Consider the following 18,449-nt stretch of genomic DNA (forward strand, 5'->3'; position numbering starts at 1 on the left):
GACTATTCTCGATAGGGAAGCAGGCCGGAGACAGTGACAACAAGAGACCTGAGGGTTGCTCCGGCCGTCGGTCGGAGTCGTGCGGTCGAAGCAAAGAAGAGACCGAAAGACCGCAAGGCACAAATTGCGGCCGCAGCGGCAATCGCCTTCAGTGAGCGCGGCTACCACGGTGTCAGTGTCGAAGACATCGCGTCGTCGGTGGGCATCTCGCCCTCGGCTCTCTACCGCCATTTTCCGAAGAAGTACGCACTGTTTCAGTATTCGGCGCTGTCGTTGATGGAAGCGCTCACCGAGGCTCTCGATGCGGTGGAGAGCAGCGGGCAAGATGCCGATCGGCTTCCGCGCGATCTGCTGGCTGTAATCCGAACCACGATCAGCAATCGCCGGACCGCGGGTATCTACCGTTGGGAGAGCAGGTTTCTCGAACCATCAGACAAAGCGGTGATTCGCGAGCATTCGATTCTGATCAATCGCCGGGTGGGTGCCCATTTGTCACCGTCGGACACTCCGGTCAGTGAGCGCGACGCAAGGCTTGTGGTGGCCGCGATGTTCAGCGCGATCGGAAGCATCACGGCCCACAATCTCGTCTTGCCGCAGAAGACAATTGAACGCATCCTGCTGAGTGCATGTGTGGCGATAGATCAGGCGAGATTTGCGCGAGGTCGCCAGGACAATCCACAAAGCCGCCGCTCGGTGCTTGCGCCGCTGGGGGACAACAAGCGGGAGCGTCTACTGCATGAAGCGGTGCGGCTCTTCGACTCCCATGGCTACCACGACGTCAAGATCGAAGAGATAGCTGCCGCAGCTGGTTTGAACGCGTCCGGCATGTACCGATACTTCCCGAGCAAAGCCGACCTTCTCTCCGCCATCTTCTACCGGGCTGCAGATCGCCTGGACGTCGCTACGGTGTCGGTGCTGGACGCGTCGGATTCGCCGGCCGAGGCACTGGCATCACTGTCGTTGATGTATGTCGACTTGTCTTTTGCGCAACACGAGTTGATGTCCATCTACTTCTCCGAGATGCACAATCTGTTGCCCAGTCATCGAAATGACTTGAAGAGTCGGCAAAAACTCTACGTGGTCGAATGGGCGCGATTGCTCCGTGAGATCCGACCGGAGCTCACGGAGCCCGAGAGCATGTTCGTCGTGCATGCTGCGCTGAACGTGGTTCCCGATGTCGGCCGTCTGCTCGGATTCGATCCTGGGCCGGAGAATGTGTGGAAAGTTCACTGCTTGGTTTCGGCAGTTCTGTTCGGTGGACCAGCGCAGCGGTGATGCGTCAGTTGAAGACGACGAGCCAGACGGCGATGTAGTGGCAGATTGCCGCGACGACCGTTGCGGCGTGGAAGAACTCGTGATGTCCGAACGTCGTGGGCCACGGGTTCGGCCATTTGGTGGCGTAGAGAATTGCTCCGACGCTGTAGAGGATTCCGCCGACCAGTAACAGCACCATCGGCGCGACGCCAACCTGGTGGGTCATCTCACCGGCGACGGGCACGATGGCCCATCCCAGAATCAGGTACAGCGGCACACCCACCCACTTAGGGGCTGTCGGCCACAGCATCTTGAGCGCAACGCCTGCGAGTGCACCAGCCCAGACGACCGCAAGGACGACAGTGCCGGTCTCGCTGGGCAAGCCCAGCATCGCAAACGGTGTGTAGCTGCCCGCGATGAACAGGAAGATCATCGAATGGTCGGCGCGCTTCATCCAGATGCGGGCGTCGACGGTTTTCCAGTGGATGCGGTGATAGGTCGCGCTGATGCCGAAAAGGCCACAGATGGTGATGCTGTAGATCGCCGTGGCCAAGGCCGCCTTGGCTCCGACTTGAGCGCCCGCCACCGCGACGAGAACGATGCCCGCTACGACGGAAACGCAGAGTGCCCACAGATGGATCCATCCGCGCATGCGTGGTTTGACCGGAAGTGCATCCAACCCGAGTGCTGTCATCGTTTAACTCCTTTCGGCAACGCTGCCAGAACCTACGGTACCGTAGGTTACGTGTCAGTAGCATAACCTACCTGCAGCTTTTCGACGCGCCCATAAAGCGTGACGGCGCTCGCAAGTGGGGACAAGGTCCCGGCGTAGTCTTTGTCACCATGGTGATGTCACGGTGAAGGTGCGCGGACTGCTGTACAGCATCTACGAGCGACGGCTCTTGAAGCATTTGGATGGACTCACCCATCCGAGGCACGTCGCGGTGATGTGTGACGGTAACCGACGCTGGGCGCGCGAGAACGGTTTCACGGACGTCAGTCACGGGCACCGGATGGGCGCACTCAAGATCTCCGAACTGCTCGACTGGTGCGATGCCGCCGGAATCGAGATGGCAACGATCTACCTACTCTCCACCGAGAATCTGCGCCGGGACCCCGAAGAGTTGGACACACTCCTCGAAATCATCACCGATGTGGTCGAGGAGATTTCCGGGCCGAGTAAGAACTGGAGCGTGCAGATCGTCGGCGCTCTGGATCTGTTGCCGGCCGAGCAGTCGCGGCGCCTTCGTGATGCCGCGGACGGAACCGAAGGCCGCACCGGAACTCACGTCAACATCGCGATCGGATACGGCGGCCGCCAGGAGATCGCCGACGCCGTTCAGTCGCTGCTGAGTGAGAAGCTCAGCCAAGGACTCAGTGGCGACGAACTGGTCCAGGCGATCACCGTCGACGGTATCGACAGTCACCTCTATACGTCAGGTCAGCCCGATCCCGACCTGGTGATCCGCACGTCGGGGGAGCAGCGGCTTTCGGGATTCCTGTTGTGGCAGAGTGCCTATTCGGAGATTTGGTTCACCGAGGCGTACTGGCCCGAGTTCCGCCGGGTCGACTTCCTCCGGGCCCTTCGTGACTATGCGGCAAGGCACCGCCGGTTCGGCGCCTGAGCAGTATCAGAGCTTGCGCAGGCGCAGCCGGTTGATCGTGTGATCGGAGTCCTTGCGCAACACCAGCGTTGCTCGCGGACGGGTGGGGAGGATGTTCTCCACCAGGTTCGGTTGATTGATCGAGTTCCAGATGTCCTTGGCGGCGCTGGTCGCGTCGCGGTCCGATAGTCCCGAGTAATGGTGGAAGTGCGCGTTCGGGTCGGCAAACGACGTTTTCCGTAGTGCCAGGAACCGTTCGATGTACCAAGCTTCGATGTCCTCGATCCGGGCATCGACGTAGATGGAGAAGTCGAACAGATCCGAGACCATCAGACGCGGACCGGTCTGCAGCACGTTGAGGCCCTCGATGATGAGGATGTCGGGCTGACGGATCAGGTGGAATTGGCCGGGGATGATGTCGTACAGAGTATGCGAATAGACCGGGGCCGCTACCTCTTCGGCGCCCGATTTCACCTCGGTCACGAATCGCAGGAGTTTGCGGCGATCGTAGCTCTCGGGAAAACCCTTGCGGTGCATCATGCCCCGACGGTGCAGTTCTTTGGTGGGGTACAAGAACCCGTCGGTGGTGACAAGATCGACGCGCGGGTGATGGTCCCATCGGGCCAGGAGTGCTTGCAGCACACGGGCCGTCGTGGATTTGCCGACGGCCACCGAACCGGCCACGCCGATGACGAAGGGAACTTGTCGATCGGGGTGTTTCTCGCCGAGGAACGTTGCGGTAGCGGCAAACAGTCGCTGCCTTGCGGCAACCTGTAGGTGGATCAGTCGAGCCAGCGGGAGGTACACCTCGGCAACTTCCTCGAGGTCGATCTGCTCACCGAGGCCGCGGAGGCCGTACAGTTCGTCCTCCGTCAGGACGAGCGGAGTCGACTTACGCAGTGTGCGCCACTGCTTACGGTCGAACTCGACATACGGGCTGGATTCGCCGGCGCGTGCCATCAGCGCAGCTCGCCGGTGCCGAGGAACTGTGATGCCGTTGGTACGGGCGAAGCGTGCGAGCAAGCCAGGCGCGAGTGCGCACGATCCAAGTGCATAACCGAATTGTGCTTGGTGCCACGTAAGGAGTTGTCGTCGGGTCGCATTCCGGGCGCGGGCGCTAGGCTTGTGCCTTATGGATCCAGACTCGCTCGTTCGCCGATATCTGCTGCTGGGACTAGGTTTCGATCGACTCGAGGAAGGGTTTGTCGACGCGTTCACCGGCGATCCGGCACTCCGTCAGCAAGTTGAAAATGCAACGAAGCCCGATCCGGGCGTACTCGCCCGCACCGCTCGAGAGCTTCGCGCCGAGTTGCCGGCAAGTGGTCTGAACGCCGACCGGGCTCACTTCATCGACGTTCACCTACGGGCTCTCGAATGCTCCGGCCGCAAGTTCGCGGGCGAGGAGATCGGGTTTGTCGACGAGGTCGAGGCCTACTTCGACGTGCGAATTTCGAAGGGAAACGAAGACGCATACGGCGATGCTCACCGCCTGATGGGTGAGGTGCTACCAGGCCCGGGAACGCTGGTGGAGCGCGTGCAGGCACATCGCAAGGCCGACGAGATTCCGGCTGCGAAACTGGCCGAGTGCGTCGACGCGATGTCCAGTGCCCTGCGTGATCTGGTGCGTGGCACGTTCCCGCTGCCGGCGTCGGAAACCGTCGAATACGAAGTGGTGGGGGACAAGCCGTGGTCCGGGTTCAACTACTACCTCGGTGACTATCGCTCCAAAGTTGCGATCAATTCCGATCTCCCACAGTTCATGGCGAATCTGCCGAGACTGATTGCCCACGAGTCGTATCCGGGCCATCACACCGAACATTGCCGCAAGGAAGCCGGATTGGTGGGTGCCGGGCAACTCGAGCAGACGCTCTTTCTGGTGAACACGCCGCAGTGCCTCATGGCAGAGGGCCTGGCGGATTTGGCACTCGAAGCGATAGTCGGCCACGACTGGGGACTGTGGGCGCAGGAGATCTACGCGGATCTGGGGCTGGCATTCGACGGAGAGAAGGCCCAGCAACTGTCGGCGGCATCGGGCCAGCTGATCAGTGTGCGGCAGGACGCTGCGCTGATGCTGCACGACGAGGGACGCAGCCACGACGACGTTGCCGGATTCCTCGAGCGGTGGTCACTGTCGACGCCGGAGCGGGCACGGCAGTCGCTGCGATTCCTGTCCTCCCCGTTGTGGCGGGCGTACACCAGCACGTACGTCGAGGGATACCGGTTGCTCGGCGGGTGGCTCGATCAGGCTGCAACGCCAGCCGACCGTACAGACCGATTCCGGCGTCTGTTGGACGAGCCGCTGGTGCCGAGCTCACTGCGTTCGGCACCGGGTGGAGACACGTCGGGTGACCTTCGTAGACTGGACACATTCGATCCCGCATCCACCTTGGAGATTCCTCGATGACCGCTGTGCCTGGCTCCGACGTCAACTCTGCACCACTCGCCGAACTCGACCCCGAGGTCGCCGAAGCTATGGCGGGTGAATTGGCTCGTCAGCGCGACACTCTCGAGATGATCGCGTCGGAGAACTTCGTCCCCCGCTCGGTTCTGCAGGCTCAGGGCAGCGTCCTGACCAACAAGTACGCCGAAGGCTACCCGGGACGCCGTTACTACGGTGGCTGCGAGAACGTCGACATCATCGAGGACCTCGCCCGTAACCGTGCCAAGGAACTCTTCGGCGCCGAGTTCGCCAACGTGCAGCCGCACTCGGGCGCACAGGCCAACGCTGCCGTTCTGATGGCTCTGATGAACCCGGGTGAGAAGCTGCTCGGCCTCGACCTCGCTCACGGTGGTCACCTCACGCACGGCATGAAGCTCAACTTCTCCGGCAAGTTGTACGACGTCGCGTCCTACGGCGTGAGCAAGGAAGATCACCGCATCGACATGGACGAGGTGCGTACCATCGCCCTCGCCGAGAAGCCCAAGGTCATCGTCGCCGGTTGGTCCGCGTACCCGCGTCAGCAGGACTTCGCAGCCTTCCGTGCCATCGCCGACGAGGTCGGTGCGTACCTGTGGGTCGACATGGCGCACTTCGCCGGTCTGGTTGCCGCTGGTCTGCACCCGTCGCCCGTCCCGTACGCCGACGTCGTGTCCTCCACCGTCCACAAGACCCTCGGTGGCCCGCGCTCCGGCCTGATCCTGGCGAAGAAGGAATGGGCCAAGAAGCTCAACTCCGCAGTCTTCCCCGGCCAGCAGGGTGGACCGCTCATGCACGCCATCGCAGCCAAGGCCGTCACCTTCAAGATCGCTGCCGGTGAAGAGTTCAAGGACCGTCAGGTGCGTACCCTCTCCGGTGCACGCATCCTCGCCGAGCGTCTCGGCAACAAGGACGTCGCAGATCAGGGCATCAGCGTTCTGACCGGTGGAACCGACGTCCACCTCGTTCTCGTGGACCTGCGCAACTCCAAGCTCGACGGCCAGCAGGGTGAGGACCTTCTGCACGAGGTCGGCATCACCGTCAACCGCAACGCAGTTCCGTTCGATCCCCGCCCGCCGATGACCACCTCCGGTCTGCGTATCGGCACCGCAGCCTTGGCTACTCGCGGATTCGGCGACGCCGAGTTCACCGAGGTCGCCGACATCATCGGCACCGCCCTCGCCGGCGATGCCGATCTGGTTGCCCTGCGCGCCCGCGTTGCCAAGCTCGCTCTCGACGTCCCGTTGTACGACGGACTCGAGGACTGGGGCTTGCTCAGCAAGAACGTCTAAGCAGTAGTTCCCGACAGCCCGGTACCCGTTGTGGTGCCGGGCTGTCGGCGTTCTTACGGCGCCTACGATGGGCCAATGGCTCAGTCTCGGACAGTTGCATTGGCACTCGGTTCCGGTGGCGCGCGAGGCTACGCCCACATCGGTGTCATCCAGGTGCTCGAGGAACGTGGCTACTCGATAGTCGGGGTGGCAGGTTCGTCGATGGGCGCGTTGATCGGCGGCTTGTACGCAGCTGGGAAACTCGATGAATTCACCGAGTGGGCGACGACGCTGAAGGCCCGCGACGTTGTTCGGTTGCTCGACGTATCCATGTCAGCGCCCGGGGCCATCCACGCGGAGAAGGTACTCGGGCGGGTTCGAGAGATCCTGGGCGAAACGTGCATCGAAGACATGCGCATCCCGTTCACCGCCGTGGCCACCGACCTGGCGGCGGGTAGGTCTGTGTGGTTTCAGCACGGGCCGGTCGACGCCGCGATTCGTGCGTCCATCGCTATCCCCGGAGTCATCACTCCGTTGGTTCTCAACGGCCGGGTGCTGGTGGACGGCGGCATCCTCGATCCTCTTCCCGTCGCGCCGACGCTCTCGATTCGTGCAGACCTGACGATCGGTGTCAGTTTGGGCGCGGACGCCCGTGAGAATCGCACGCCCGCTCGGGTGGGTACGGAGCCACGGCCCGTCGACGAGTGGGTCGGCCGATTCAAACGGGGCACCGCCCAGTTTCTCGATCGGGAGACAGTGAAGTCTGTGGTGTCTCGATTCGGTGGTCACTCGACGGGCCTGGGTCTTGAAGAGGTGGGCCTGGATGAGGTGAGTGTGGACGAGGTGAGCCTGGACGAGGGAGTCGTCGATACGGGTCGTGATATCGCTCCGAAGATCGGGCGTTTGGAGATCATGGGTCGTTCACTCGAGGTCGTGCAGTCCGCGCTGGCCAGGTACCAGCTCGCCGTGTATCCACCGGACATTCTTATCCAGGTACCCCGCAAATCGGCCAGGAGTCTCGACTTTGCGCGGGCTACCGAGATGATCGCGATCGGTCGGGTTTTGACCGAGTCGGCGCTCGATGCCGAGGATTTCTGAGCTCACGCGCCGATAGTGCGGACGGCGTCGACAAGCACCGCTGTGGCGGTAAATGACACGAGTGGCATTTTGTAACCTGGCGTTCACGCATTGTGTGTCGGAATTCGTGGCGGGATGGCCCGAAGCACAGTACCGTCGGCAGTATCGAGTAGCGCAGAAGTTACTTGTGCGGGAGGTTCTGATCGTGACTGAAACATTCAGTGCGAGAGGGCCGGCGCCCGGCCCTCGTGTCACCTGACACAAGAGCCGACCGGTCCAGCGAGAACTAGTTTGTGCGGCGTAGCGCAGACCTAGGAGCCCACCGTGACTGCATCACGCTCCGTTTCTGCCCACTCGGTTCCGGGCAGTATTTCAGCCGGTAATTCAGCCGGGAGTCATTCGGTAGATGCACTTCGCACGTATGTCTTGGATACGTCGGTCTTACTGTCCGATCCGTGGGCCGTCACCAGATTTGCCGAGCACAATGTGGTTCTGCCCCTTGTTGTGGTCAGTGAACTCGAAGGCAAGCGACATCATCACGAACTGGGATGGTTTGCGCGAGAAGCACTCCGCATGCTCGACGACCTCCGGATCGAATACGGCCGGCTCGACCGTCCGGTGCCGATCGGTAGCGAGAACGGTACCTTGCAAGTCGAACTCAATCACACTGATCCCGCGGTACTCCCCGTCGGATTCCGCACGGACAGTAATGATTCGAGGATACTTGCCTGCGCGCTCAATCTTGCGGCCGAAGGCAAAGATGTAGTCCTGGTCAGCAAAGACATTCCGCTCCGAGTCAAAGCGGGCGCCGTGGGGCTTCCCGCCGACGAGTACCACGCGCACGACGTCGTTCCCTCCGGGTGGACCGGTATGACTGAGTGTGATGTCGCGTCGACGGACATCGACGAACTGTTCTCCGAGGGCTTTCTCGATCTCGAGGAGGGGCGAGATCTGCCGTGTCACACCGGGGTTCGGCTGCTCGGCGGTTCGTCCAGTGCGTTGGGGAGGGTGACACCGGACAAACGGATTCAGCTTGTCCGCGGTGAGCGTGAGGCATTCGGTCTGCACGGCCGCAGCGCCGAGCAGCGGATTGCACTGGAATTGCTGATGGACGAAAGCATCGGAATCGTCTCTCTCGGCGGCAAAGCGGGTACCGGAAAGTCGGCGCTGGCCTTGACCGCGGGACTCGAAGCGGTGCTCGAGCGTCGAAGCCAACGCAAGGTGGTGGTCTTCCGGCCACTGTATGCCGTTGGCGGACAGGAACTCGGATATCTCCCGGGCAGCGAGAGTGAGAAGATGGGCCCGTGGGCTCAGGCCGTCTTCGACACACTCGACGGGTTGGCGTCACCCGAAGTTCTCGAAGAGGTCCAAGCTCGGGGGATGTTGGAAGTCTTGCCGCTCACGCACATTCGTGGACGTTCTCTGCACGATTCGTTCGTGATCGTCGACGAGGCGCAGTCCCTCGAACGAAATGTGTTGCTGACGGTGCTTTCTCGACTCGGAACCGGATCGCGAGTGGTGTTGACGCATGACGTCGCGCAGCGTGACAACCTGCGAGTCGGCCGCCACGACGGTGTTGCCGCCGTGATCGAAAAGCTGAAGGGGCATCCACTGTTTGCGCATATCACGCTCACTCGAAGCGAGCGTTCGCCGATCGCCGAGTTGGTTACCGAAATGTTGGAGGAGTTCGGACCGACTCCCTGAGAATAGTTCTCCCCGTGCGGCATTCTTGCCGCACGGGGAGTGGCTCAGTTCTCCAGCGGTCCCAATTCCGCGTTGAGGACTTCCTGGACAACGCGCATAGCAGCGAGTCCGGCCGGGGCGCCGCAGTATGCGCTGGCATGTATCACTGTTTCGACGATCTCGGTGCGCGTCAAGCCATTTCGCAATGCGCCGCGGACGTGGCCTTTCAGTTCGTTCTCCGCCCGCAGGGCGATCAGCATTCCCAGATTGATCAGGCTGCGACTGCGTCGATCGAGGCCGGGACGCGTCCACACAGATCCCCACACATTGGCCGTCACGAAGTTCTGCAATTCTTCGCTGTCGGTTCCGCGGGTGCGCTCGAACGCTGCGTCGACAAAATCGGCACCCATGACTTCTGTGCGCACGGCCAGTCCGGCGTCGAAGGAATCGGATGTGTTGTATTCGGTCATCGGGCGAGTGCTCTCTTCCGGCAGGTGTTGTCAGGCCGGAGCCAGCCTACTGCGAGAGCCGATACCCAACACCGCCTGCCCGATCGCGGTCACCACACCCCACGCAACGTCGCGCAGCGAGAAGTAGTCCCGCCACACGGCGATCTTGCCGTCGCGTAATTCGAAAGTTCCACACACCCAGAACTCGATGCGCAGTGGTCCGACGGTCAGGATGTCGGTGCGTTCGGTGAGGACGGTGAACTCGTCGCCGATGATGTGATGCATGTCGGCCTCGAACTTGAGTGACGGCTTCGTGACCATTCGAAGCGCCCGGACCACGGCATTTCTCCCGCGCAACGTCGGCAGCGAGACGTTCTGCCAGATGATGTCCTCGGTCATCAACTCGGCGGCGCCGTCCACATCGAAATCGGTGAGGGCGCGGAACATCTTTCGAACTGTGGTGACCGAATCAGTGTTCATCGAAACCCCTGTTCATCACGAGCCTGTGTTCATTCGGTGCTCTGACAAATGTGCCCAAACCGTCGCTGTCGAAGTATTCCAAGGTTAGCGAGTTTCCGTCGAATATGGCTCGGGATGGTTCTGTTCGATCGACTATCTGGGAGATCCCGTGAGGTCAGCTACCGAATCCGGTGAACTCGAGTGATCCCAGGGATCCTGTGGTGGGTTGTTCGGGTGTGATCGGGGCCTCGGCGACATTGACGGTAACGACAAGGGTCAGGTCGGGATTGACGCCGTTGGTGGCGTTGAGGGTGAACGTGTAAGAGCCTGCAGCGGCGGGTGTTCCGGACAGTGTTCCGTTAGTGAAAACCATGCCGGTGGGCAGTTTTGCCGGGTCGATCACTGTGATGGTGGGGGCAGGGTTACCGGTGACGGTGAATTCACGGGTAAGTGCTGTTCCGGCAACAGCATCGAGCGTCACGGGTCCGGCATCGGTGAACATCGGGGCGGCGGGTGCTGCTGCGACGATGAGGGTGGCGTTGAGCGTTGCCGGATTTCCGACGCCGTTGGTGGCGCTGACCGTGAAGGGGAACGATCCTTCGGTGGTGGGTGTTCCGGTCAGAGCCCCAGTTTCACTGAGCGTGAGTCCGGCCGGGAGTCCGGTGGCGGTGACAACGGGGGTGGGGTTTCCGGTGGTGGTGAACGCGTGGGAGATTGCTGTTCCGGCAATACCGTTTACGGTGACGGGGCCCGCATCGGTGAACGCAGAAGCGGTTGCAGTTTTCAATGCCAATGAACGGTTGCCGCCGCCGGCGATGGCGGTGTAGCCGGTACCGGTCGGGGCGGGAAGCTGCCCACCACCGCTGCTTCCCCATTCTGCGATGGTGCCCTCGGCAGTCAAAGCCAGTGAATGGAAGTCGCCGCCACCGATGGCGGTGTAGCCGTTGCCCCTTGGGACGGTGCCTAACCCGTTGCCACTTTGTCCCCAGGTTGTGATCGTGCCGTCGGCGGTCAACGCCAACCCATGGAAACCTCCTGAAGCAATAGTGGTGTAGCCGTTACCGGTCGGAGTGTTGGTCTGACCTTCGTAGTTGTATCCCCAGCCGACGATGGCGCCGTCGGCGGTCAACGCCAACGAATGAAGGCTGCCGGCTGCGATGGCTTTATAGCCGTTGCCAGGAAGCGTGTTGGCCTGTTTCCAGTAGTTGTAACCCCAGCCCACGACGGTGCCGTCGGCGGTCAACGCCAACGAATGGTAACCGCCGGCCGCGATGGCTTTGTAGCCGTTACCAACTGGGATGTTAGCGAGTTGCCCGAGGCTGCTGGCTCCCCAAGCCACGATGGTGCCGTCGGCGGTTAACGCCACTGAATGAAAGGCGCCGACGGCGATGGCTTTGTGGCCGCTGCCGGCCGGGATGTTGTCGAGTTGACCGTCATTGTTGTTCCCCCACCCCACGATGGAGCCGTCGGCGGTCAACGCCAACGAATGGGAGTAGCCGGCCGCGATGGCGGTGTAACCGCCTCCCGCCGGGAAGTTGTCGAGCTGCCCGTTGTCGTTGTTTCCCCCTACCCCGTAGCCCCAACCTGTGATTGTGCCGGGATCGGTGACCGGCACACCTTCCGCCGCGGCAGTGGTCGCAGCGGCGAGGGCGAGTGCTCCAGCGGCAATGAGAGCGGTGAGCCCTCGCAGTCGTCTGCCTCGGTGAGGTCTGTGACGGTGATCGAGTGGTGCCATCGTGGTGTGCCTTTCCTGGCGGATTCCGCCGGGAGGGCGGTGCGGCCACGGTTAGTGACCACGCAGTGACGATAACGGGCGGGGAGGCACAAAACGCCCATTTTTGCTGGCCATTTTAGGACAGAGGGCATTGATGGCCGAAAATGGCCTTCTTGTGCCGAGCTGTGAACAGCGCGCCCCACGCGGCCCAAGGCAAGCATTTGAATCAGTGCGAATTGAATGTGCCGGTGCGGAATTAGCCCGCGGTGATCCGTTGTTGAGGCATGCAGCAGTCGCGGAGTGTCGCGACACTCGACGAAGGAGCACAAGAACATGCGCATCGGAATTATCGGAGCTGGTCAGATCGGTGGAACGCTTACCCGCAGGCTGACCGCGCTTGGTCACGACGTGCGCGTCTCGAACTCTCGGACGCCCGACACTCTGGCAGACCTCGAGGCGGAAACCGGTGCAAAAGCGGTACTGAACACCGAAGCCGCCGAAGGTGCAGACCTGGTGATCGTGAGCATCCCGCAGAAGAACGTCGTGGACCTTCCCGCCGGCATTCTCGCGGGCGCTGCCGACGGCGCTCCGGTGATCGAGACCAACAACTACTACCCGCAGCAGCGAGACGGATTGATCGCCGCAATCGAAGACGGTCAGGCAGAAAGCGATTGGGTGCAAGAGCGCCTCGGAGTTCCGGTCTTCAAGGCATTTAACGGAATCTGGTGGAAGCACCTGCTCGAGAAGGGTCTACCGGAAGGGTCGAGCGGCCGCATCGCGCTCCCCATCGCCGGTGACGACGAGCTGAAGAAGCAGGTTGTCTTCGACCTGATCAATCAGCTCGGCTTCGACCCCGTCGACGCGGGCACCATCGAAGACTCCTGGCGCCAGCAGCCGGGAACTCCGGTCTACGGCAAGGATTTTGGTCGCGACGCTACGTTGAAGGCGCTGGCGGAGGCAACTCCCGAGCGCACGGACGAGTGGCGAGCTGTCGCGGAGTGACTGACTGACCTGTGCCTCGCGGCGGTTCCCGAATGCGGAACCGCCGCGGGGCCGGTGGGTTAGTCCTTGACCTTCGCCATCGCGAGCACGTCGAGGCGCTTGTCGAGCTCGGCTTCGCTGAGCTTGTCCGGAACCAGTCCGCGCTCGAGCACAACCTGCCGAATCGTCTTTTTCTCCTTCAATGCTTGCTTGGCAACGGACGCGGCTTCCTCGTATCCGATAGCCGAGTTGAGTGGCGTCACGATGGACGGCGAGGACTCGGCGAGAGTCTTGAGGTGTTCCTCGTGCGCAACCAAACCGCTGACGCACTTGTCCGCGAACAACCGAGAAACGTTGGCCAGCAACGTGAATGACTCGAGTATATTACGTGCCATCATCGGGATGTAGACGTTGAGCTCGAAAGCGCCGGCAGCGCCGCCCCACGCGATGGCCGCGTCGTTTCCGATCACCTGTGCGGCTACCTGCGTAACAGCCTCCGGCAGAACCGGATTGACCTTGCCCGGCATGATCGAGCTACCCGGCTGCAAGTCGGGGAGCGCTATCTCGCCGAGGCCCGTCAACGGTCCCGACCCCATCCAGCGAATGTCGTTGGCAATCTTCGTCAGTGAGACCGCGATGGTGCGCAGGGCGCCTGACGCTTCCACCAGTCCGTCACGGGCTGCCTGCGCCTCGAAGCTGTTCTTTGCGGGGGTCAGCGCGTCGATGCCTGTCGACTTGACCAGTTCTGCAACAACTTTGGGACCGAATCCGTCCGGTGCGTTGAGTCCGGTGCCCACTGCGGTGCCGCCGATCGGTAGTTCGCCGAGTCGGGGGAGCGTTGCCTTGATTCGTTCGATGCCTGCCTCGATCTGGCGGGCGTAACCGCCGAACTCCTGGCCGAGGGTCACCGGAACTGCGTCCATCAGGTGGGTGCGTCCGGACTTGACGACGGACTTCCACTCCGCGGACTTCGCGGCGAGTGCAGCGTGCAAATGCTCCAGAGCAGGAACAAGATCCGTGACGGCGGCTTCCGTCGCTGCGACGTGCGTGGCCGTCGGGAAGGTGTCGTTGGAGGACTGTGACATGTTGACGTGATCGTTCGGATGCACATCCACGTCGTTGGCCTGTGAGATCGATGCGATGACCTCGTTGGCGTTCATGTTGGAACTGGTGCCGGAACCGGTCTGAAAGACATCGATGGGGAACTGATCGTCGTGCTTGCCGTCGGCGATTTCATTGGCTGCCGAGATGATGGCATCGGCCTTGTCCGCGTCGAGCAGGCCAAGATCTTTGTTGACCTGCGCACACGCGGCTTTGAGAAGGCCCATCGCACGAATCTGAGTGCGTTCGAGAGGTCGGCCGCTGATCGGGAAATTCTCGACTGCGCGTTGGGTTTGCGCTCGCCACAGTGCGTCGATGGGCACCCGAACTTCACCCATGGTGTCGTGTTCGATCCGGAACTGCTGTTCGTTGCTTTCCGTCATGGTTCCAGAGTAGGGGCCTTCGGCCCCTGTGCGCCTTTTTGGTAGCGGTGACTACCAGAAAGGCGCACAGGGCGGAGCCTGTCAGAACGTCGGCGGAACCGCGCCCTCTTCGCCGTCGAAGTCCACCGAGCTGTACTCGCGGAGCTTCTCGAGGCGGTGGTACGCGTCGATCATGCGGACGGTGCCGGACTTGCTGCGCATCACGATGGACTGCGTACTGGCGCCGCCGCCGTAGTAGCGGACACCGCGCAGCAGGTCACCGTCGGTGACGCCGGTGGCGCAGAAGAAGACGTTCTCGCCCGAGACCAGATCTTCGGTGGTCAGGATGCGATCGAGATCGTGACCGGCGTCGATGGCCTTCTGACGCTCTTCGTCGTCGGTGGGAGCCAGCTTGCCCTGCAACGATCCGCCCATGCAGCGCATGGCCGCAGCGGCGATGATGCCCTCAGGGGTGCCGCCGATGCCGACGAGCATGTCGGTGCCGGACTCCGGACGCGCTGCGGCGATAGCGCCGGCAACGTCACCGTCGGAGATCAGGCGGATCCGAGCGCCCGTGTCGCGAACGTCCTGGATCAGCTGGTTGTGGCGAGGACGGTCCAGGATGCAGATCGTGATGTCGGAGACCGACGCCTTCTTGACCTTGGCGACGCGCTTGATGTTCTCGGCGATCGGCGCGCTGATGTCGATGACATCTGCAGCGTCCGGTCCGACAGCGATCTTCTCCATGTAGAACACAGCAGACGGATCGAACATCGCGCCGCGCTCGGCAACAGCCAACACCGAGATGGCGTTGGGCATGCCCTTGGACATCAGCGTGGTTCCGTCAACCGGATCGACAGCGAAGTCGCAGTCCGGGCCGTCGCCGTTGCCGACCTCTTCGCCGTTGAACAGCATCGGCGCTTCGTCCTTCTCGCCTTCGCCGATCACAACGATGCCGCGCATGGACACCGAAGAAACGAGCTGACGCATCGCGTCGACGGCAGCTCCGTCGCCGCCTTCCTTGTCGCCGCGTCCTACCCAGCGACCTGCAGCCATCGCGCCGGCTTCGGTGACTCGGACCAATTCGAGAGCAAGGTTACGGTCCGGGGTCTCACGATGAATGCTGCTGGCCGTCATGTGCGGTGCCTCCTGGCGCGGTCGCGGTCGACGGGGTGTGTCGACGCAAGTGGTTTCTACAGGCGTGATTGTCCCAGATGGGAGCCACTGTGTGCGCTGCTGGGTCAGGGGCGTGGTGATTTGTCACGCTTAGGGGTACCGGGAATCGTTACAAGCGGCCGGTACCTGGATACTGGGAGTGTGGCATCGAAGAAACCCCGCATTCTCGAAGACAACAAAGACATGGTCTGGTCTCTCGTACCGCTGGTGCTGTTTTGCATCATCATCGCGGGCATCGCCAGCCAGTGCACGTTCAGCCCGGGAGGCCCCACTCAGGGACCGATCCCGAGCGTCGACATCGACGCAGCGCTGAACTACGACGCCAAGGAACTGGGTTTCCCGATCCGCAAACCTGTAGTTCCCGAGGGCTGGACCCCGAACTCGGGTAGTCGGAAAGTGATCACCGGCGACGGCGGCGGCGATTCCAGCACTGTGGGATTCATCACGACCAACGGTAGCTACATTCAGCTGACGCAGAGCAATGCCGAAGAATTCCCCCTGGTGTCCTACGTAGCAGGCGGACAGCGTTTCGCGACGGGTGTCGAGGACATCGACGGCCATACCTGGAACGTCTTCGGCGGCGAGGGCGTCGAGTCGATCTGGGTAACCGACGTCGACGGAGTTCGTCTCCTGATCACCGGCGCCGCTCCGGCCGAGGACTTCACGACCTTGGCGCGCAACGCCGGCCAGGCCGAGCCGATCGTTCCCTAGCTACTCGTCCGACGCGGACAGCCTCTACTCGTCCGACCCGGACAGTGCCGTCTCCACGCGAGCCCTAGCGCCCGCCAGGTGCTCCTCACAGCGCTTGGCGAGCGCTTCGCCACGCTCCCACAGGGCCAACGAGGCGTCGAGGTCCAGGCCGCCCTGCTCGAGGATCTTCACGACGCCCACCAGTTCGTCGCGGGCAGCTTCGTACCCGAGTTCGCTGATGTCGACGTCTGCGGGGTTGTTCTCGGCGTTGCTCATTTTTCTCTTCCCATTACTGCGGCGCGAACAGCGCCGTCTGCAAGTCGAACTCGTATCTGAGTGCCGGGCGGCGCATCCTCGACCGAGCGCAGCACTTCCGGATCTCCGTCGGCGATGATGCGCTGCACCACGGCATAGCCCCGGGCCAGTGTGGCTGCCGGACCAAGAGTTGTCAGGCGTGCCCGCAAGTGCTCGACGGTTCGTGATTCGGAGTCGATCAGCCTGGTGACATCACGTCGGCCTGCGGCTTGCAGTCGTTCGATTTCCTCGGCCCGACGGTCGATGGCCAGTAGCGGCGACGCCATCACGGGGCGGGTGCGCAGTTGCTCGATGAGGTGAGACTCGCGCTTGACCCAACTGCGTAGCGCTGCGGCACTGCGATCGCGGAGTTCGGAGACCAGCGCTGCTTCCGCAACGGCGTCGGGAACTACCCGCTTGGCAGCATCGGTAGGGGTGGCGGCGCGTAGGTCGGCGACGTGGTCGCTCAACGGACTGTCGGGTTCGTGGCCGATTGCGCTGACGACAGGCGTAGTACAGGCGACGATGGCCCGGCACAACGCTTCGTCGGAGAACGGAAGCAGATCTTCGACGCTTCCGCCGCCGCGCGCGAGGATGATGACATCGACTTCGGGGTTCGCGTCGAGATCCTTCAACGCCTCGATGATCTGAGGCACGGCTGTCGGACCTTGAACTGCTGTGTTGCGCACCGCAATTGCGACAGCGGGCCAGCGACGATGAGCGACGGACACGACGTCCTTCTCGGCTGCACTGGCTCGTCCGGTGATCAGCCCGATTGTCCCGGGCAGGAACGGCAACGGACGCTTGAGCCGGGGATCGAACAGCCCCTCGGCGGCAAGCAGTGCGCGTAGTCGCTCGATGCGCGCGAGCAGTTCACCGATGCCGATGGCCCGGATCTCGGTTACGCGCAGCGAGACGGTGCCGCGTCCGGTGTAGAACGAGAGCTTCCCGAACATCACTACCCGAGAACCTTCCGTCAACGGGACGGGAGAGTTGTGCAGTAGTTGCGGTGAGCACGTCACGGACAACGACATGTCAGCTGACGGATCACGAAGAACCAGAAACGCCGTCCGGGTGCCGGGGCGCGCATTGATCTGGGTGATCTGGCCCTCGACCCAAATGCTGCCGAGACGGTCGATCCATCCTGCGACCTTGGCCGAGACGGTACGAACCGGCCACGGTTGTTCGGGGGAGCTGGCACCCGAACCTGTCGGGCGTTGCTGTGCGGGCGGACGCTGGGCGGAAGTCACTTTGCCTTGGCTGTGGTGATGCGGTTGGTCAACATGGTGACGTACGGCGCGCGCGAACGAGTTGCGTTCTCGTAGTCGAGCAGCGTCGTCAGGTTCTCGACGCTCAACGACTTGATGCGGGCACGCAGCTCCGCGAGCGTGAGGTTGGCGTAGTCCAGTTCGGCAACAATGGGCGGTTCCGACGCAGCAGTGTTGTCGGTATCACTGTCGAGATCAGCCTCCGCGTCCGGTTGGGGCGCGGTATCAGCTGTGGGATCGACGGAGTAGAGAGCGAACCGTCCGGCGTTGGTCGGGCTTTCCCGAGTCTTCGGCGACGACGGCTTCACGTCCTCGTCGAAAACGGCCCACTCCGGCTGCTCGTCGTCGCCGGACCAGCTGAGCAGCGCAAACGCCTGATCGCCCTTGATTGCGAGCGACGTGATGGACTGCTGTAGCCGCATGCTCGTCTGGAGCATCTGACTGACGGCGGTCATGGGCAGGGCGACTGCGGTTTCCGGAAGCTTCTTGGCTTCTTCCAACGCGGTGACGGCGAGTCCTGCAGCCACACGTGCCACGAACGGGGGTCGAATCATTCCAACAGCTTGCCGTAAAGCACCGACAATCGGTAGCCGACTCGGCGCTAGCGCGGAGGTAGACCTTCGCCGAAGTGTTGCACAAGGAAGCTGCCA

Annotated in this window: 18 protein-coding genes; 8 read left to right on the top strand and 10 right to left on the bottom strand. The window is 62.4% G+C overall.

Features of this window, described 5'->3' with window-relative positions:
* The first annotated feature begins 33 nt into the window (after positions 1-33).
* Complete coding sequence (locus RG2_RS19920) at positions 34-1,275, top strand: TetR/AcrR family transcriptional regulator (RefSeq protein WP_033234513.1); 1,242 nt, start codon at positions 34-36, stop codon at positions 1,273-1,275.
* Positions 1,276-1,279: 4 nt separating this feature from the next.
* Here RG2_RS19920 and trhA read toward each other — a convergent pair whose 3' ends face one another.
* Positions 1,280-1,948, bottom strand: coding sequence for a PAQR family membrane homeostasis protein TrhA (gene trhA, locus RG2_RS19925; protein WP_033234512.1), 669 nt, complete (start codon positions 1,946-1,948; stop codon positions 1,280-1,282).
* A 163-nt stretch (positions 1,949-2,111) separates the two neighbouring features.
* Between trhA and RG2_RS19930 the strand changes: the two genes are divergently transcribed.
* Positions 2,112-2,879 carry an isoprenyl transferase gene (locus RG2_RS19930; protein ID WP_033234511.1) on the top strand — a complete coding sequence of 256 codons (768 nt, stop codon included), beginning with the start codon at positions 2,112-2,114 and terminating at the stop codon, positions 2,877-2,879.
* A gap of 6 nt (positions 2,880-2,885) precedes the next feature.
* On the opposite strand, the gene coaA is transcribed toward RG2_RS19930, so the two are convergent.
* Positions 2,886-3,818: a type I pantothenate kinase gene (coaA, locus tag RG2_RS19935; RefSeq protein WP_033234510.1), complete on the bottom strand. Its 933-nt coding sequence runs from the start codon at positions 3,816-3,818 to the stop codon at positions 2,886-2,888.
* Positions 3,819-3,990: 172 nt separating this feature from the next.
* Between coaA and RG2_RS19940 the strand changes: the two genes are divergently transcribed.
* The 4 genes from RG2_RS19940 to phoH2 all read left to right on the top strand — a co-directional run bounded on the left by RG2_RS19940 (position 3,991) and on the right by phoH2 (position 9,326).
* The gene (locus RG2_RS19940) at positions 3,991-5,262 is read left to right on the top strand and encodes a hypothetical protein (protein WP_045069373.1); all 1,272 of its coding nucleotides are present in this window, start codon (positions 3,991-3,993) and stop codon (positions 5,260-5,262) included.
* The gene (gene glyA, locus RG2_RS19945) at positions 5,259-6,566 is read left to right on the top strand and encodes a serine hydroxymethyltransferase (protein WP_033234509.1); all 1,308 of its coding nucleotides are present in this window, start codon (positions 5,259-5,261) and stop codon (positions 6,564-6,566) included. The genes RG2_RS19940 and glyA overlap by 4 nt, the downstream gene beginning before the upstream one ends.
* Before the next feature lie 75 nt (positions 6,567-6,641).
* On the top strand, positions 6,642-7,643 hold the full coding sequence (locus RG2_RS19950; protein ID WP_033234508.1) for a patatin-like phospholipase family protein: 1,002 nt from the start codon (positions 6,642-6,644) through the stop codon (positions 7,641-7,643).
* Between the two features lie 303 nt (positions 7,644-7,946).
* A complete protein-coding gene (phoH2, locus tag RG2_RS19955; RefSeq protein WP_033234507.1) occupies positions 7,947-9,326 on the top strand; it encodes an RNA 5'-3' helicase PhoH2 in 1,380 nt (459 codons plus the stop codon).
* Positions 9,327-9,370: 44 nt separating this feature from the next.
* Here phoH2 and RG2_RS19960 read toward each other — a convergent pair whose 3' ends face one another.
* From RG2_RS19960 to RG2_RS19970, 3 genes are all read right to left on the bottom strand, one after another.
* Positions 9,371-9,775, bottom strand: coding sequence for a carboxymuconolactone decarboxylase family protein (locus RG2_RS19960; protein ID WP_033234506.1), 405 nt, complete (start codon positions 9,773-9,775; stop codon positions 9,371-9,373).
* A gap of 30 nt (positions 9,776-9,805) precedes the next feature.
* Positions 9,806-10,234 (bottom strand): limonene-1,2-epoxide hydrolase family protein, encoded by a 429-nt coding sequence (locus tag RG2_RS19965; RefSeq protein ID WP_033234505.1) that lies wholly within the window; start codon positions 10,232-10,234, stop codon positions 9,806-9,808.
* A gap of 154 nt (positions 10,235-10,388) precedes the next feature.
* Entirely contained in the window at positions 10,389-11,948 is a 1,560-nt protein-coding gene (locus tag RG2_RS19970) for an RCC1 domain-containing protein (RefSeq protein ID WP_051730502.1), read from the bottom strand.
* Between the two features lie 279 nt (positions 11,949-12,227).
* Here RG2_RS19970 and RG2_RS19975 point away from each other — a divergent pair, with 279 nt between their 5' ends.
* Positions 12,228-12,929: an NADPH-dependent F420 reductase gene (locus RG2_RS19975; protein ID WP_255285230.1), complete on the top strand. Its 702-nt coding sequence runs from the start codon at positions 12,228-12,230 to the stop codon at positions 12,927-12,929.
* Between the two features lie 59 nt (positions 12,930-12,988).
* Here RG2_RS19975 and RG2_RS19980 read toward each other — a convergent pair whose 3' ends face one another.
* Together RG2_RS19980 and glpX are read right to left on the bottom strand one after the other, a co-directional pair.
* Positions 12,989-14,392: a class II fumarate hydratase gene (locus tag RG2_RS19980; RefSeq protein WP_033234503.1), complete on the bottom strand. Its 1,404-nt coding sequence runs from the start codon at positions 14,390-14,392 to the stop codon at positions 12,989-12,991.
* An 81-nt stretch (positions 14,393-14,473) separates the two neighbouring features.
* The gene (glpX, locus tag RG2_RS19985; protein ID WP_033234502.1) at positions 14,474-15,508 is read right to left on the bottom strand and encodes a class II fructose-bisphosphatase; all 1,035 of its coding nucleotides are present in this window, start codon (positions 15,506-15,508) and stop codon (positions 14,474-14,476) included.
* Positions 15,509-15,688: 180 nt separating this feature from the next.
* Here glpX and RG2_RS19990 point away from each other — a divergent pair, with 180 nt between their 5' ends.
* Positions 15,689-16,258, top strand: coding sequence for a DUF4245 domain-containing protein (locus RG2_RS19990; protein WP_033234501.1), 570 nt, complete (start codon positions 15,689-15,691; stop codon positions 16,256-16,258).
* 24 nt (positions 16,259-16,282) lie between these two features.
* Here the strand turns inward: RG2_RS19990 and RG2_RS19995 are convergent, their stop codons facing one another.
* Genes RG2_RS19995 through RG2_RS20005 form a run of 3 tightly spaced genes read right to left on the bottom strand, consistent with a single transcriptional unit; the run spans position 16,283 to position 18,353 of the window.
* Complete coding sequence (locus RG2_RS19995; protein ID WP_033234500.1) at positions 16,283-16,513, bottom strand: exodeoxyribonuclease VII small subunit; 231 nt, start codon at positions 16,511-16,513, stop codon at positions 16,283-16,285.
* Positions 16,510-17,781 (bottom strand): exodeoxyribonuclease VII large subunit, encoded by a 1,272-nt coding sequence (xseA, locus tag RG2_RS20000; RefSeq protein ID WP_033234499.1) that lies wholly within the window; start codon positions 17,779-17,781, stop codon positions 16,510-16,512. Before xseA ends, RG2_RS19995 begins: the two co-directional genes overlap by 4 nt.
* Positions 17,778-18,353: a lipid droplet-associated protein gene (locus RG2_RS20005; RefSeq protein ID WP_033234498.1), complete on the bottom strand. Its 576-nt coding sequence runs from the start codon at positions 18,351-18,353 to the stop codon at positions 17,778-17,780. The genes xseA and RG2_RS20005 overlap by 4 nt, the downstream gene beginning before the upstream one ends.
* Positions 18,354-18,449: the final 96 nt, after the last annotated feature.

This window comes from Rhodococcus globerulus NBRC 14531 (assembly GCF_001894805.1).
In the GTDB taxonomy this organism is placed as follows: Bacteria; Actinomycetota; Actinomycetes; order Mycobacteriales; family Mycobacteriaceae; genus Rhodococcus_F; species Rhodococcus_F globerula.